Source organism: Nonomuraea sp. 3-1Str (assembly GCF_031570565.1).
Taxonomy (GTDB): domain Bacteria; phylum Actinomycetota; class Actinomycetes; order Streptosporangiales; family Streptosporangiaceae; genus Nonomuraea.
The window spans coordinates 245,151-258,325 of sequence record NZ_JALHBK010000005.1 but is presented as its reverse complement, the minus strand read 5'-3'; the positions used below and the strand labels follow the sequence as shown (position 1 = coordinate 258,325).

The 13,175-nt window shown below is 72.6% G+C and carries 14 protein-coding genes; 10 read left to right on the top strand and 4 right to left on the bottom strand.

Annotation, left to right across the window (positions count from 1 at the left end; all coding sequences use genetic code 11):
- The first annotated feature begins 23 nt into the window (after nt 1-23).
- The 8 genes from MTP10_RS11735 to MTP10_RS11700 all read left to right on the top strand — a co-directional run bounded on the left by MTP10_RS11735 (nt 24) and on the right by MTP10_RS11700 (nt 7,328).
- Nucleotides 24-1,025 carry an AAA family ATPase gene (locus MTP10_RS11735; protein WP_310709114.1) on the top strand — a complete coding sequence of 334 codons (1,002 nt, stop codon included), beginning with the start codon at nt 24-26 and terminating at the stop codon, nt 1,023-1,025.
- 7 nt (nt 1,026-1,032) lie between these two features.
- Nucleotides 1,033-1,965 (top strand): DUF58 domain-containing protein, encoded by a 933-nt coding sequence (locus tag MTP10_RS11730; RefSeq protein WP_310709113.1) that lies wholly within the window; start codon nt 1,033-1,035, stop codon nt 1,963-1,965.
- On the top strand, nt 1,962-2,909 hold the full coding sequence (locus MTP10_RS11725; RefSeq protein ID WP_310709112.1) for a VWA domain-containing protein: 948 nt from the start codon (nt 1,962-1,964) through the stop codon (nt 2,907-2,909). The genes MTP10_RS11730 and MTP10_RS11725 overlap by 4 nt, the downstream gene beginning before the upstream one ends.
- A gap of 11 nt (nt 2,910-2,920) precedes the next feature.
- On the top strand, nt 2,921-3,511 hold the full coding sequence (locus MTP10_RS11720) for a methyltransferase (protein WP_310709111.1): 591 nt from the start codon (nt 2,921-2,923) through the stop codon (nt 3,509-3,511).
- The gene (locus MTP10_RS11715; protein ID WP_310709110.1) at nt 3,508-4,059 is read left to right on the top strand and encodes a TrmH family RNA methyltransferase; all 552 of its coding nucleotides are present in this window, start codon (nt 3,508-3,510) and stop codon (nt 4,057-4,059) included. Before MTP10_RS11720 ends, MTP10_RS11715 begins: the two co-directional genes overlap by 4 nt.
- A gap of 74 nt (nt 4,060-4,133) precedes the next feature.
- Nucleotides 4,134-4,934 carry a glycerophosphodiester phosphodiesterase family protein gene (locus MTP10_RS11710; protein WP_310709109.1) on the top strand — a complete coding sequence of 267 codons (801 nt, stop codon included), beginning with the start codon at nt 4,134-4,136 and terminating at the stop codon, nt 4,932-4,934.
- 27 nt (nt 4,935-4,961) lie between these two features.
- Nucleotides 4,962-6,407 carry an MFS transporter gene (locus MTP10_RS11705; protein WP_310709108.1) on the top strand — a complete coding sequence of 482 codons (1,446 nt, stop codon included), beginning with the start codon at nt 4,962-4,964 and terminating at the stop codon, nt 6,405-6,407.
- 279 nt (nt 6,408-6,686) lie between these two features.
- Complete coding sequence (locus MTP10_RS11700; protein WP_310709107.1) at nt 6,687-7,328, top strand: hypothetical protein; 642 nt, start codon at nt 6,687-6,689, stop codon at nt 7,326-7,328.
- Here the strand turns inward: MTP10_RS11700 and MTP10_RS11695 are convergent.
- Complete coding sequence (locus tag MTP10_RS11695; RefSeq protein WP_310709106.1) at nt 7,228-8,145, bottom strand: helix-turn-helix transcriptional regulator; 918 nt, start codon at nt 8,143-8,145, stop codon at nt 7,228-7,230. The genes MTP10_RS11700 and MTP10_RS11695 overlap by 101 nt on opposite strands.
- 131 nt (nt 8,146-8,276) lie before the next feature.
- Between MTP10_RS11695 and MTP10_RS11690 the strand changes: the two genes are divergently transcribed.
- Nucleotides 8,277-8,939 (top strand): short chain dehydrogenase, encoded by a 663-nt coding sequence (locus tag MTP10_RS11690; protein ID WP_310709105.1) that lies wholly within the window; start codon nt 8,277-8,279, stop codon nt 8,937-8,939.
- Between the two features lie 146 nt (nt 8,940-9,085).
- Nucleotides 9,086-9,430: an RNA polymerase-binding protein RbpA gene (locus MTP10_RS11685; RefSeq protein WP_310709104.1), complete on the top strand. Its 345-nt coding sequence runs from the start codon at nt 9,086-9,088 to the stop codon at nt 9,428-9,430.
- 162 nt (nt 9,431-9,592) lie between these two features.
- On the opposite strand, the gene MTP10_RS11680 is transcribed toward MTP10_RS11685, so the two are convergent.
- From MTP10_RS11680 to MTP10_RS11670, 3 genes are all read right to left on the bottom strand, one after another.
- Nucleotides 9,593-10,738 (bottom strand): DUF5685 family protein, encoded by a 1,146-nt coding sequence (locus tag MTP10_RS11680; protein ID WP_310709103.1) that lies wholly within the window; start codon nt 10,736-10,738, stop codon nt 9,593-9,595.
- A 146-nt stretch (nt 10,739-10,884) separates the two neighbouring features.
- The gene (locus tag MTP10_RS11675; protein WP_310709102.1) at nt 10,885-12,009 is read right to left on the bottom strand and encodes a right-handed parallel beta-helix repeat-containing protein; all 1,125 of its coding nucleotides are present in this window, start codon (nt 12,007-12,009) and stop codon (nt 10,885-10,887) included.
- A gap of 8 nt (nt 12,010-12,017) precedes the next feature.
- Nucleotides 12,018-13,127, bottom strand: a complete 1,110-nt coding sequence (locus tag MTP10_RS11670) for a pectate lyase (protein WP_310709101.1) — start codon at nt 13,125-13,127, stop codon at nt 12,018-12,020.
- Between the last annotated feature and the right edge of the window lie 48 nt (nt 13,128-13,175).

Genomic DNA, 13,175 nt, shown 5'->3' with positions numbered 1-13,175 from the left:
GGACCTTTGGTGGAATGGGCGTCATGAGCGTCGCCGAAGAGTTGCCAGGCGGAACCGATGCGGCTGTGCTGCGTCAGGCCCTCGACGAGGTCCGGCGGGTCATCGTCGGGCAGGAGCACATGGTCGAGCGGCTGGTCGTGGCCCTGCTCGCGCGGGGGCACTGCCTGCTGGAAGGGGTCCCCGGCGTCGCCAAGACCCTGGCCGCGTCCACCCTGGCCACCGTGGTGGGCGGCACGTTCGCCCGCATCCAGTTCACCCCCGACCTGGTGCCGAGCGACATCGTCGGCACCCGGGTGTTCCATCCGTCCAACGAGAAGTTCGACGTCGAGCTCGGCCCGGTGTTCGTGAACTTCCTGCTGGCCGACGAGATCAACCGGGCCCCGGCCAAGGTGCAGTCGGCGCTGCTGGAGGTCATGGCCGAGCGGCAGGTCACGCTGGCCGGCGTCACGCATCCGCTGCCCCGGCCGTTCATCGTGCTGGCCACCCAGAACCCGATCGAGTCCGAGGGCGTCTACCCGTTGCCGGAGGTGCAGCGCGACCGGTTCCTGTTCCGGGTGCGGGTGCCGCATCCCAGCGCCCACGAGGAGCTGGAGATCCTGCACCGCATGAGCGTCACCCCGCCGACGCCGTCTCGGGTGCTCGAACCCGACCGGCTGCTGGCGCTGCAGGCCACCGCCGAGTCGGTCTCGGTCCACCAGCTCGTCGCCGACTACGTGGTGCGGCTGGTCATGGCCACCCGCTCGCCCGCCGAGTACGGCCTGGCCGACCTGACCGACACCATCGAGATCGGGGTCAGCCCGCGCGCCACCCTGGGCCTGGTGGCCGCCGGTCGGGCCCTGGCCCTGCTGCGGGGCCGCGACTACCTGCTGCCCGACGACGTGCGCGACGTGGCGGTGGACGTGATGGCGCACCGGCTGATGCTGACGTTCGACGCGCTGGCCGACGGCGTCGACCCGGAGCAGGTGGTCAGGCAGATCCTGCACGCCGTACCCCCGCCCCTCGTCGTCTGGAACCAGAACCGGTGAGCGACCGGTGAACACCGCGGAGCAGGCGCTGCGGCGGCTGGAGCTGGTGGTGACCCGCCGGCTCGACGGCCTGTTGCACGGCGCTCACCTGGGGCTGCTGCCCGGCACGGGCAGCGAGGCCGGCGACAGCCGGGTCTACGTGCCCGGCGAGGACGACGTGCGGCGCATGGACTGGGCCGTGACGGCGCGCACGACCGTGCCGCACGTGCGCGACCTGATCGCCGACCGTGAGCTGGAGACGTGGGCGCTGGCCGACCTGTCGCCGAGCATGGACTTCGGCACGGCCGACACCGACAAGCGCGACCTGGTGGTGGCGGCGATCGGCGCGATCGGCTTCCTGTCCAGCCGCATGGGTGACCGGTTCGGCGCGCTCGTGCTGCACGACGAGTACATTCATCGGATGCCCGCCCGCACCGGCCGCCCCGCTCTGTACGGGCTGCTGCACTCGTTGATGGACGCCCCGCGCGGCCGGCCCGTGCCCGACGCGCCGGACCTGGCGGAGAGCATCGACGTGCTGGCGGCCACCCGCAGGCGGCGCGGCATGCGCGTGGTGGTGTCCGACTTCCTCGACGCGCGTCCCGAGCTGGACCCGGCCGCCGAGCGGCCCTGGGAGCGGCCGATCCGCCGGCTGGCGGCCCGGCACCAGGTGCTCGCGGTCGAGGTGATCGACCCCCGCGAGCTGGAGCTGCCCGACGTGGGCCGGGTGGCGTTCGCCGACCCCGAGACCGGGAACGTACGCGAAGTGCACCTTTCACCCAAAGTCCGGCATGCGTACGCCGAGGCGGCGGCCGCGCAACGCGAGGGCACCCGGGCGGCGCTGCGCCGCGCCGGCGTCGCCCACCTCGTGCTGCGCACCGACCGCGACTGGGTGTTCGACGTGGCGCAGTTCGTGCTGCGGCAGCGCCGCATGAGCCACCTCGCGCACCGGAGAACCTCATGACCTTCCTCTCCCCCGCGTGGCTGTGGCTGTTCGCGCTGCTCGTGCTGCTCGCCGGCGGCTACGTCGCCGCGCAGTTCGCCCGCCGGCGCTACACCGTGCGCTTCACGAACCTGGCGCTGCTCGACCTCGTCGCCCCGGCCGGGCCCGGCTGGCGGCGGCACGTCGCGCCGCTGCTGTTCCTGCTGATGATGGGGCTGCTGGTGATCGGCGCGGCCAAGCCGGCCGACCAGGTGCGCGTGCCGCGCGACCGCGCCACCATCATGATCGCCCTGGACGTGTCGCTGTCGATGGACGCCGGCGACGTCCAGCCCAACCGGATCAGCGCGGCCAAGACCGCGGCGCAGGCGTTCGTCAGGGAGCTGCCCGACCGGTTCAACGTGGGCGTCGTGTCGTTCGCCCGCTCGGCGAACGTCGTCATCTCCCCCACCACCGACCACCAGGCCGTGGTCACCGCCATCGGCAACCTGTCCACCAGGCCGGGCACGGCCATCGGGGAGGCGGTCTTCAACGCGCTGGACTCGGTCAAGTCGTTCGACCAGGACGCCGTCACCGACCCGCCGCCCTCCGCGATCGTGCTGCTGTCCGACGGCGACAACACCTCCGGCCGCTCGGTCACCGAGGCCATCGACGCCGCCAAGCAGGCCCGCGTCCCGGTCTCCACGATCGCGTACGGCACGCAGGAGGGCACGGTGTCGATCGACGGCAGGCCGGTCAACGTGCCGGTGAACAAGCAGACCCTGCAGTCGCTGTCCGACGGCACCAGCGGCCGGGCCTACACGGCCGAGTCCGGCAGCGAGCTGCGCGACGTCTACGAGCAGATCGGCACCTCGCTCGGGTTCAAGCTGGTGAACCAGGAGATCACGCAGTGGTTCATCGTGGCGGGGATCCTCGCCGGGGTGCTGGTGGCGGGCGCCGCCGTGCTGTTCGGAGCGCGGATCCCGTAACGTTCAGGCACGTGGCCCACTACTTCTCCGAACAGCCGGGAGCCGCCAGCAGGCCGGGCACCGTCGATCTGGTGCTGCCCGACCTGCATCTGCGGCTGGAGACCGACCGGGGCGTCTTCTCGCCCGAGCGGGTCGACCTCGGCACGCGCGTCCTGCTGGAGACCGTCCCGGCGCCCCCTCCGCGGGGCGACCTGCTCGACCTGGGATGCGGGTACGGGCCGATCGCGCTGACCATGGCCTCGCGCGCCCCGGAGGCGACGGTGTGGGCCGTCGACGTGAACCGCCGTAGTGTGGAGCTCACGGAGCGCAACGCCCGGGCCGCGGGCCTCGGCACAGTAAGATCCGTGCACGCCGACGAGATGCCGGACGAGGTGACCTTCCAGGCCATCTGGTCCAACCCGGCCATCCGCATCGGCAAGCCGGCCCTGCATGCGATGCTCACCAGGTGGCTGTCGCGCCTCGCGCCGGGCGGCGTCGCCTACCTGGTCGTCCAGAAACACCTCGGCTCCGACTCCCTGCAGCGCTGGCTCGGCGAGCAGGGCTGGCAGGCCTCCCGCGAGGCCTCCCGGGCCGCCTACCGAATCCTGAAAGTGGAAGCATGAGAAGGCAGCTCCGCCCCACCGACGTCAAACGGCTCAACCGCGCCTGGCGGCGGCAGACGGGCAACCGGCTCTCCCTGATCCTCGAGTCGGTCACCGGCCCGTTCAACGTGGGGTCGATCTTCCGGACGGCCGCCGCGTTCGGCGCCGACCAGATCTGGCTGGCCGGCAACGCGACCCCGCCGACCAACCCCAAGGCCGGCAAGACCGCGCTCGGCACCGAGCGGCTGGTCACCTGGCACGAGCCGATGCCCGCCCTCGACGCCGTCAAGGCCGCCCGCGACGACGGCTACACCGTGCTCGCGATCGAGCTGACCGCCGGGGCCGTGCCGCTGCACCAGGCCGACCTGGCCCGCGACGTGTGCCTGGTGGTCGGCAGCGAGGACCACGGCTGCTCGCCCGCCCTGCTGGACGCCGTGGACGGCGCCTGCTACATCCCGCAGGTCGGCCGCGTCGGGTCGGTCAACGTCGCGGTGGCCGCCGCCATCGCGCTGTCCGAGTCCCGCCGTCAGGAGTGGCAGAATCTGGCGGAGTCACCGGTATCACCCTGATTTGGGGGGACGATCGCTGATTCGTAACCGTCGTCCGCATCCAGATCCCTTTCCCGGAAGGCATACTTCAGGACGTGCTCAGCCGTCGTTTCCCCTTTCTCGACCATCCGGGCCCGCTCGCCTTCGCCCACCGCGGGGGCGCCGCCGAGGGCGCGGAGAACTCCGCCGCGGCCTTCGAGCGGGCGATACGACTCGGCTACACCTACCTGGAGACCGACGCGCGGGCCACGGCCGACGGCGTGCTGCTCGCCTTCCACGACCCCACGCTCGACCGGGTCACCGACCGGCGCGGGCGGCTGTCCGAGCTGCCGTACCGGGAGGTCGGCCGGGCCCGCGTCGACGGCGAGCATGAGATCCCGCTGCTGGAGGACCTGCTCGGCAGCTGGCCGGAGGCACGCTTCAACATCGACGTGAAGGAGGCCGGCGCCATCGCGCCGCTGGCCGAGGCGCTCAGGCGCACCGCCGCCCACGACCGGGTCTGCCTGACCTCGTTCTCCGACGAGCGGCTGCTGATGGCCAGGGCCGCGATCGGTCGGGAGGTCTGCTCGTCGCTCGGCCCGCGCGGTGTGGCCGCGCTGCGCGCCGCGGCCTCGACCTCCGGCTACGGCCGCCTGCTGGCCCGCCTGTCGCGGGCGGGGGTGCCGTGCGCGCAGGTGCCGGTGGGCTTCCGCGGGCTGCGCGTCACCACCGGCCGCCTGGTCCGCACCGCCCACGCCATCGGCATGCAGGTGCACGTGTGGACGGTGAACGACACCGCCCGCATGGACCACCTGCTCGACCTCGGGGTCGACGGCATCATGACCGACAACATCACCGGCCTGCGCGACGTGCTGGACCGCCGCGGCCAGTGGCATCCCGGCCGCATGGCGGCCTGACTCGTGGTCTAGGAGCGACTCGACACCATGCCCGTACCCGCACCCCCCGCGGTTCCCGACGACCCCACCGCCGACTCCCCGGCCGCGCGCAGGCGCGAGCAGCGCGGCTGGTACTTCTACGACTGGGCCAACTCCGCCTTCTACACCACGATCATCTCGGTGTTCCTCGGCCCGTACCTGATCCCCGTGGCCCGCACCGCGGCCTGCGCCAAGGACTTCCCCACGGTCGCGGCCGAGACGTGCGCGCGCGACTTCGACAGGCTCGCCGCCGCCCACCCCGGGCTCGGGTACGTGGACGTGCTCGGCGCCGACGTGCGGCCCGCGGCGTTCTTCGGGCTGACGCTGACCGTCGCGGTGTTCCTGCAGATCGTGTTCCTGCCGATCGTGGGGGCGCTCGCCGACCACACCGGCCGCAAGCGGGAGCTGCTCGGCGGCTTCGCCTACGCCGGCGCGCTGGCCACCATGTGCCTGTACTTCGTCGAGGGTGACCGTTACCTGCTCGGCGGCGTGCTGTTCGTCCTCGCCAACCTCGCCTACGGCTCCTCCGTCGTCGTGTACGACTCGTTCCTGCCGCAGATCTCGACCCCGGACGAGCGCGACGGGGTGTCCTCGCGCGGCTGGGCCATCGGCTACCTGGGCGGCGGCCTGCTGCTGGCCCTCAACCTGGTGCTCTACCTTCAGCATGAGAGCCTGGGCCTCAGCGAGGGCATGTCGGTGCGGATCAGCATGATGTCGGCCGGGCTGTGGTGGGCGACGTTCACCGTCGTGCCGCTGCTGCGGCTGCGCAACCGGCCGGTCCCGGTCCACGAGGGCACGGCGCTGCGCTCGGTCGCGGGCAGCTTCCGCCAGCTCGGCCGCACCCTGGCCGAGCTGCGCCGCTACCCGCTGACCCTGCTGTTCCTGGTGGCCTACCTCGTCTACAACGACGGCATCCAGACGGTCATCGGCAACAGCGCGGCCTTCGCCGCCGAGGCGCTGAAGCTGGACAAGACCGTGCAGATCAGCGCCATCCTCATGGTGCAGTTCGTGGCGTTCTTCGGCGCGCTGCTCATGGGCCTGCTGGCGCGCCGCTTCGGCACCAAGCGGACCGTGCTGGGCAGTCTGGTGATCTGGACGGTGATCGTGGTCGCCGCCATGTACGTCCAGGAGGGCCAGGCGCTGCAGTTCTACCTCATGGCGCTGGCCATCGCGATCGTGCTGGGCGGCACCCAGGCGCTGTCGCGATCGCTGTTCTCCCAGGTGATCCCCAGGGGGCGGGAGGCGGAGTACTTCAGCCTGCTGCAGATCAGCGACAAGGGCTCGGCGTTCATCGGCGCGCTGACGGTGACGATCGCGCTCCAGCTCACCAACAGCTACCGGATCGCGATCGTCTCCATGATCATCTTCTTCGTGGTGGGCTTCGTCCTGCTGGCCCTGGTCAACCTGCCCAAGGCCATCCGCGCCGCGGGCAACGAGGTGCCGCACCGGATCTGACGCCCCGCGGCGCCGGGAGCGTCCCGGCACCACGTCCTCGGCTGTCGCCGGTTCGGCCATGGACTCGGCAACTCCTTCACGCGGTGCCCGGCGGGGCGGGCGGGCAGAGTCGTCTGTCCTCACCGCTGCCCCGCCGAAGAGTTCACGCCGGGCGCCGATCCGAGACCGCCCAGGTTGGAGACCAGGGAACCGTAAAGAGAGCACTGCTCTTGACGAAAGGCGCTCCCTTGAGAGAGCATTGCTCTCATTCAAGAGCAATGGTTTCATCTGGGAGTGGTCATGAGTCCTCGCCTCACCTCGGCGGCCCTGGCGGCCGCCGGCGTCCTGTTCCTCGTCTACCCGGCCGTGCGGCCCTCCGGTGACGACGCGGCGGCCATGGCCGCCCCCGCCTGGGTGACCGGGCACCTGGCCGCCATGATCGGCTTCATCCTGCTGGGGCTGGGCGTGCTCGGGCTGCGCGAGCTGCTGGGCAGCCGGCTCGCGTCACGAGCCGCCGCGGTGACCTGGGTGGGGGCGGGCCTGACGCTCCCCTACTACGGCGCCGAGGACTTCGGGCTGCACGTGATCGCCCGCAGGTCCCTGCGCGACGGCGCGCCCGCGCTCATGGAGCTCGCCGGCGAGTTCCGCTTCCACCCGGTGGCGGTCACCATGTTCGCCGCCGGGCTGGCGCTGCTCGGCGTGGGGGCCGTGATGGCGGCCGTCGCGGTGCGCCGCTCCGGAAAGCTGGCCGCGTGGAGCGCCGCGCCGCTGGCACTTGGGTTCGCGCTGTTCATCCCGCAGTTCTTCGGCCCATACCCGCTGCGGATCGCGCACGGCGCGCTCATCGCGGCGGGCGGCCTGTGGCTGGCGGCCGAGACGTGGCGGTCAGACCGGCGAGCAGCCGCAGCGCCGACTCCGACGGCGAGCCGGGCTCGGGGTTGAACACCGCGACCCGCTGCCCCTCGTCCTCCGTCAGGGCCATGAACTCCGCCGCGAGCTCCATGGTCCCGACCAGCGGATGCCGGTACACGCGGGCGGCGGTGCCGCAGTCGCCGACGGTGTGGGCGGCCCACAGCCGCGCGAACTCGGGACTGCGCAGGGTCAGCTCGCCGACCAGCCCGGTGAGTCCCGGGTCGCCCGGCCACCGGCCCGCGATCAGCCGCAGGTCGGCGACGGTGGAGCGGGCCTTGCGCGGCCAGTCCGCGTACAGCTCCCGCGTGTGCGGGTCGAGGAACATCATGCGGGCGATGTTGGGCCGGTCGTCCGGCCGGTCCGGCGCGCCGAAGTCGAGGTGCCCGGCCAGCAGGGCGTGCGCCATGGGGTTCCAGGCGAGGACGTCCAGGAAGCGGCCCATGACCAGGGCCGGCACGTCGCCGAACGACTCGATCATGACCCGGACGCCGGGCCGCACGCGCTCCGGCCTGGCCGGGCGGCGGCGGGCGGCGGGCCGGGGCCTGGCCAGGGAGTACAGGTGGGCGCGCTCGGCCTCGTCGAGCCGCAGCGCGCGGGCCACCGCGTCGAGCACGGCGTCCGAGGCACCGGGGCTCTGGCCCTGCTCCAGCCGGGTGTAGTAGCCGGCGCTGACGCCCGCGAGCTGCGCCAGCTCCTCACGGCGCAGGCCCGGCACCCGGCGGCGGCCCCCGTACGCGGGCAGGCCGGCGTCCTCGGGCCGCAGCCGCGCCCGCCTGGACCTCAGGAACTCGCCCAGCTCCCAGCCGGGCCCTCGTCCGGTCGCCACCTGTTCGCCCTGTACGCGCATGCCTCCCAGTCTGGCCGATGCCCGGTCGCCGAGCCTGCACCTGTCAGGTGTACCTCCGGCGGTGGGCTGGCACCGCCCGGCGGCACGCCGCAGCCTGGACACCTGAACAACCTGGATGTCGAGGAGCGGCAATGAGGATCATCGTGATCGGCGCGACGGGGACCATCGGGACGGCGGTCGCCGACGAGCTGGAGCGGCGGCACGAGGTGGTGCGCGTCTCGCGGCGGGGCTCGACGGGGCGCTCAGCGGGGGGCTCGGCCGAGGACTCCGTGCAGGCCGACCTGCGCGACACCGCCTCCATCGACGCGCTGCTCGACCGCGCCGGCCGGTCGGGCGGGGTGGACGCGGTGGTGTGCTGCGCCGCGAGCGGGGCGCTCACGCCGCTGGACGACCCTTCGGACGCCGCGTTCTGGATCGGCCTCGACGGCAAGCTGGTCGGCCAGGTGAACCTGGTCCGCCACGCGCTCGGCCGGCTACGGGACGGCGGGTCGGTCACGCTGACCAGCGGGAGGTTCGCCGAGCCGGTGCCCGGGTCGTCGATGGGCCATCTGGTCAACGCGGGACTGGAGGCGTTCGTGCGGGCCGCCGCCGTCGAGCTGCCGCGCGGCCTGCGTCTGAACGCCGTCAGCCCGGGCTGGGTGCGGGAGACGCTCGTGTCGCTCGGCATGGACCCGGCCGACGGGGTGCCGGCGGCCGAGGTGGCGCGCGTCTACGCGCAGGCGGTGGAGGGCTCGTTCACCGGACGCACGCTCGCCGTGCGGGCCGTTACGCGAGGGGAATCCCCGGCCTCATAGGGATTGCCGCGCCTCTGGAGGGAACTCCTGAGTGCCGGGGCGATTGGATCACGCCATGGGTGGGAATCCCATCACGGTATCAAGCGTTAGACACCGTGGGAGACAGACCCCCCGCGCAATGGGGGCCCTGTAGGAGGCATTCAGACATGGGCGAGCGAGCACTTCGTGGCACCCGGCTCGGGGCAACCAGCTACGAGAACGACCGTAACACGGATCTGGCCCCACGCCAGGAGGTGTCCTACACCTGTCCGAAGGGCCATCTCTTCGAGGTTCCGCTCGCCGCCGAGGCTGAGATCCCCGCGACGTGGGAGTGCCGCATGTGCGGCGCCACCGCGGTGCGGGTGGACGGCGAGCAGCCCGAGTCGAAGAAGACCAAGCCCCCGCGGACACACTGGGACATGCTGCTGGAGCGGCGATCCATCGAGGACCTGGAGGAGGTGCTCAACGAGAGGCTGGCCGTACTTCGCGCCCAGCGTCGCAGGAGCGCCTGAACCCCTCTCACGGTGTTAAGCCCCCGGGCACGTCCCCGGGGGCAGTTTTCTGGACGCCGGTCTCCGTCTGACGACGGGGGCCGGCGTTCGGCTTTCCGGCGACCCCGGCGGCCGGAAGGTGGAGCGGCCGAGCGGCGTGGCGGCCCGAGGCCGCGGGGCGCCTCAGTCGCAGGAGCAGTCGCAACACCCGCCCGAGCACTCGCAGCAGTCGCAGGAGCACTGGCAGCAGTCACAACAGCCGTCACAACCGTCGCAGCCGTCCTTCAGGTAGCAGCGCTCCTCGCACGAGGCGCCGTTGAGCTCGCTCCACTCCGGCCGCCACAGTCCGCACGTGAGCAGCGTGCCCGCGCCGGCCATCGTCCGCAACGGCCAGGCGGGCCTGCGGCGGGCGGCCGTCGTGTGCGTGCCGAAGGCGCGTGTCCCCGCCCGCCGTACCTCCGCGCCGAGGAGCACCTCCACCAGGTGCCGCTCCTCCAGCTCCAGGTCCCGTACGGCGAGGGCGATGCCGTGCGCGGCGTCGTCGCACAGCCGCCGCGCCTCCTCGCGGCCGGTGCCGGTGGCGGTGAGCGGGTTGAACGCGCCCCGCGCCGCGTCGTCCTCCTGGTCCTCGACCGCGTCGAGCAGGTGTGCCAGACGCCCGAACAGCGTGCCGATCTCGGCCAGCACCACGGCGTTCCCGGCGCGACCGTCCCGCTCGTCCGCCGCGGCGCGGCCGGCGATGAGCGCCGTGTGGGCGAACGCCGTCGCGACCGCCTCCTCGGTGGGCCGGGTCAGCTCCAGCAGCCCCGCTGTCCCGCCGACGGCGGAAGCCGCCGTGGACGCCCCGGCGGCGGCCAGGCGCTCCAGGGTGATCTGCCGCTCCGCGGTCGCCGCCAGCGTCGCCGTGTCGAAGCCCACCTCCGCCCCGAGCCGCGCCCCGGCCGCCTCCCAGCGGGCCGCCAGCCGGCGGCCCGCGACAGTGGTGCCCGGGGCGGCGTCGCCGTCGGCGGCGTGGTCACGGAGCCGGCCGGCGGCCAGCACGAGCGACACCGAGGCGGCCAGCCGCGCCCCCTGAGCCCGGTGGTCCACCACGTCGGCCCGCCGGAACCCGCGCAACGCGCACGGGCCCGCGGTGCGGTGCGGGGCGGCGGACGGGAGCTGGGCCTCGGTGAGGACCGAGATGATCAGGGTGTCGTAGTTGGTGGCCAGCCGGGCCGCCTGCCCCTGCCCGTCCTTCAGCGTGAGACAGAGGCCGCACAGGTGGGCGCGCCACGCGTCGCGCACGCTCGCGCAGACGTGCGTGGAGCACGGGCGAATGATTCCGAACACACGACCTCGCCGGTATTGGACCGATCTCTACGGTTGATCGCAGGATCGTACTCCGAATCCGGCTCACCATGACATGCCCGGCCACCGGGGACGTGCGGTCCGCACGGGCGCCCCGGGCGGGGCGGCCCGTGCGGCGGTGAGGCGCCTCAGAAGCCGAGCTTGCCGACCCCCGCGCCCGCTTCGACGATCGACGGGATCTTCGCGGGCTCGTCCAGCGTGTACGGGTAGTACGTGGACGGCTCCACGACCGTGCCGGCCGTCTCCGGCGCGCCCGAGCCGGCGTACACGTTGCGGCGCTCGACCACCCGTCCCGGAGCGCTCTTGTCGTACCCGACGTGAATGGGGTGGGCGACGTTCTCGAAGTAGTTGCCCTCCACCAGGACGCCCGCGTTCTCCGTCGAGGCCACGCCGTACAGGGAGTTGTTGCGGTAGTAGTTGTTGAACACGTGGACCGGCTCGGCGAAGCGCACCCGGGGGTGGCGCTGGTCGGTGCCGTCGAAGAAGTTGTGGTGGTAGGTGACCCGCAGCTTGCCGATGTCGGCGGTGTAGGTGTCGGAGTGGCCGAGCAGCATCGTCTTGCCGTGGTCGTGGAACCTGTTCCACGAGACCGTGACGAAGTCCGACTCCCGCTTGATGTCGAGCAGTCCGTCGTAGCCGTCGGACAGGTCGTTGTGGTCGATCCACACGTGATGGGCCTTGTTGGTGACGCTGATGGAGTCGTCGTCCGCTGCGGTGAACCGGAGGTTGCGGATGATCACGTTGTTGCCGGGGCGGGTCGTGGAGCCGAGCTGGAGGCCGCCGCCGGTGATCTCCGCCGTCGCGCCGACGCCGAGGATGCTCTTGTTCGCGACGACGGTGATCATGCCGCTGGTCCGGACCCGGCCGGAGATCCACAACGTGTACGGCCCCGCGCGGCCGGCGTAGTCCTTGAGCTGCGCGGCCGTGGTGATGGTGACGGAGGGGCCGCCGGCGCCGCCGGTGGTGCCGTTCTGGCCGAGGGCGTCGACGGAGGCGAACCCGATCGGCGCGTCGGCCGCCCGAGCCGCCGCGACGGGGACGCCGGCGGGGAGTGCCGCGGCGGATTCGCCGGGCAGGGGTGCGGAGGTCAGCGCGACGGCCAGGGTCGCCGCGGCGAGCAGCCGCCCCCACGGCCTGGCGCCCGTACGGCGTGGCCCCGAACCGTGGGGCCCCGAACCTTGTGGCCCCGAACCGTGTGGTTTCGTGGCGTGGGGCCTCGTGGCGAGGCTGTGCGGGGCGGACACGACGGACATGGCACTCCTCAGATCTTGCCGACGCCGGCGCCGGCCGGGACGACGGTGGGCACGCTGACGGCGGGGTCGGCGGTGTAGGGGTAATAGGTGCGCGGCTCGGTCACGGTGCCGCGCGTCTCGATGGGGTGGTGGCAGGCGACGAGGATGTTGTCCCGCTCGACGAGCCGCCCGAGGTCGCCGCTGAACTCCACCCGGCCGGGGTTGTTGACGTTGGTGAAGTAGTTGCCCTCGGCCAGGACGGCGGCGTCGTAGGTGGAGGCGATCCCGTAGCTGTTGCCCCGGTAGTAGTTGTTGTAGACGTGGACCAGCGCGGAGAAGCGGACCCTGGGATGGCGCTGGTCGGAGCCGTCGAAGTAGTTGTGGTGGTAGGTGACCCGCAGCCGGCCGATGTCCTGCGGCCCGGCGGTCTCGTCGTGGCCCAGCAGCAGGGTCTTGTCGTGGTCGTGGAACCTGTTCCACGACACGGTGACGAAGTCGGAGCCGCGCTTGATGTCGACGGCCCCGTCGTCGCCGTCGGACAGGTCGTTGTGGTCGATCCAGATGTGGTGGCTGAACATCTGGACGTTGATCAGGTCGTCGGTGGCGCCGGTGATCGTCAGGTTGCGGATGATGATGTTGTGGACGGCGTTCGCGGGCGGGGCCGTCACGCGGTCGTCGACCGGCAGGCCGATGGTCAGGCCGCCTCCGACGAGGGCGGCGTCGGCGCCGAGGCCGATGATGGTCTTGTCCGAGGTGACGGCGTGCATGCCGTCGGTCGTGCCGGTGGGCAGGGTGATGCGGCCGCGTACCTGGATCACGTACGGGCCGGGGCGGGCGATGGCGTCGAGGAAGTCCTGGGTCGTGCCGACGGTGACGGTGGGGCCGCCGGCGCCGCCGGTGGTGCCGTTCTGGCCGAGGGCGCTGACGGAGGCGAACCCGTTCGCGGGCTCGGCGGCCCGGGCGGACGCTGCCGCCACGGCGGGCGGGGAGGTCATGGCGGACACGAGGACGGTGGCGGTGAGCAGGGCCATGAAGGCGATGAGCGGGACGGCCGCCTCCGGCCGGAGGCGGCGCCTGTTCGTGCCGGGGGCGGGCTCGGCGGTGCCGGGCGGTGTGGGGCGAGCGGTTCCGGGGGGCATGATCGCTCTGCTTTCTGACGGGGGGCCGGTGTGCCGGGGCGCCCGGGC

Excerpts from the sequence above, each read along its gene's own strand:
- MTP10_RS11670 (WP_310709101.1), bottom strand. The coding sequence starts at position 13,127 with ATGCCCCCCGGAACCGCTCGCCCCACACCGCCCGGCACCGCCGAGCCC.
- MTP10_RS11675 (WP_310709102.1), bottom strand. The coding sequence starts at position 12,009 with ATGTCCGTCGTGTCCGCCCCGCACAGCCTCGCCACGAGGCCCCACGCC.
- MTP10_RS11715 (WP_310709110.1), top strand. The coding sequence starts at position 3,508 with ATGAGAAGGCAGCTCCGCCCCACCGACGTCAAACGGCTCAACCGCGCC.
- MTP10_RS11685 (WP_310709104.1), top strand. The coding sequence starts at position 9,086 with ATGGGCGAGCGAGCACTTCGTGGCACCCGGCTCGGGGCAACCAGCTAC.
- MTP10_RS11700 (WP_310709107.1), top strand. The coding sequence starts at position 6,687 with ATGAGTCCTCGCCTCACCTCGGCGGCCCTGGCGGCCGCCGGCGTCCTG.
- MTP10_RS11705 (WP_310709108.1), top strand. The coding sequence starts at position 4,962 with ATGCCCGTACCCGCACCCCCCGCGGTTCCCGACGACCCCACCGCCGAC.
- MTP10_RS11735 (WP_310709114.1), top strand. The coding sequence starts at position 24 with ATGAGCGTCGCCGAAGAGTTGCCAGGCGGAACCGATGCGGCTGTGCTG.
- MTP10_RS11695 (WP_310709106.1), bottom strand. The coding sequence starts at position 8,145 with ATGCGCGTACAGGGCGAACAGGTGGCGACCGGACGAGGGCCCGGCTGG.
- MTP10_RS11725 (WP_310709112.1), top strand. The coding sequence starts at position 1,962 with ATGACCTTCCTCTCCCCCGCGTGGCTGTGGCTGTTCGCGCTGCTCGTG.
- MTP10_RS11690 (WP_310709105.1), top strand. The coding sequence starts at position 8,277 with ATGAGGATCATCGTGATCGGCGCGACGGGGACCATCGGGACGGCGGTC.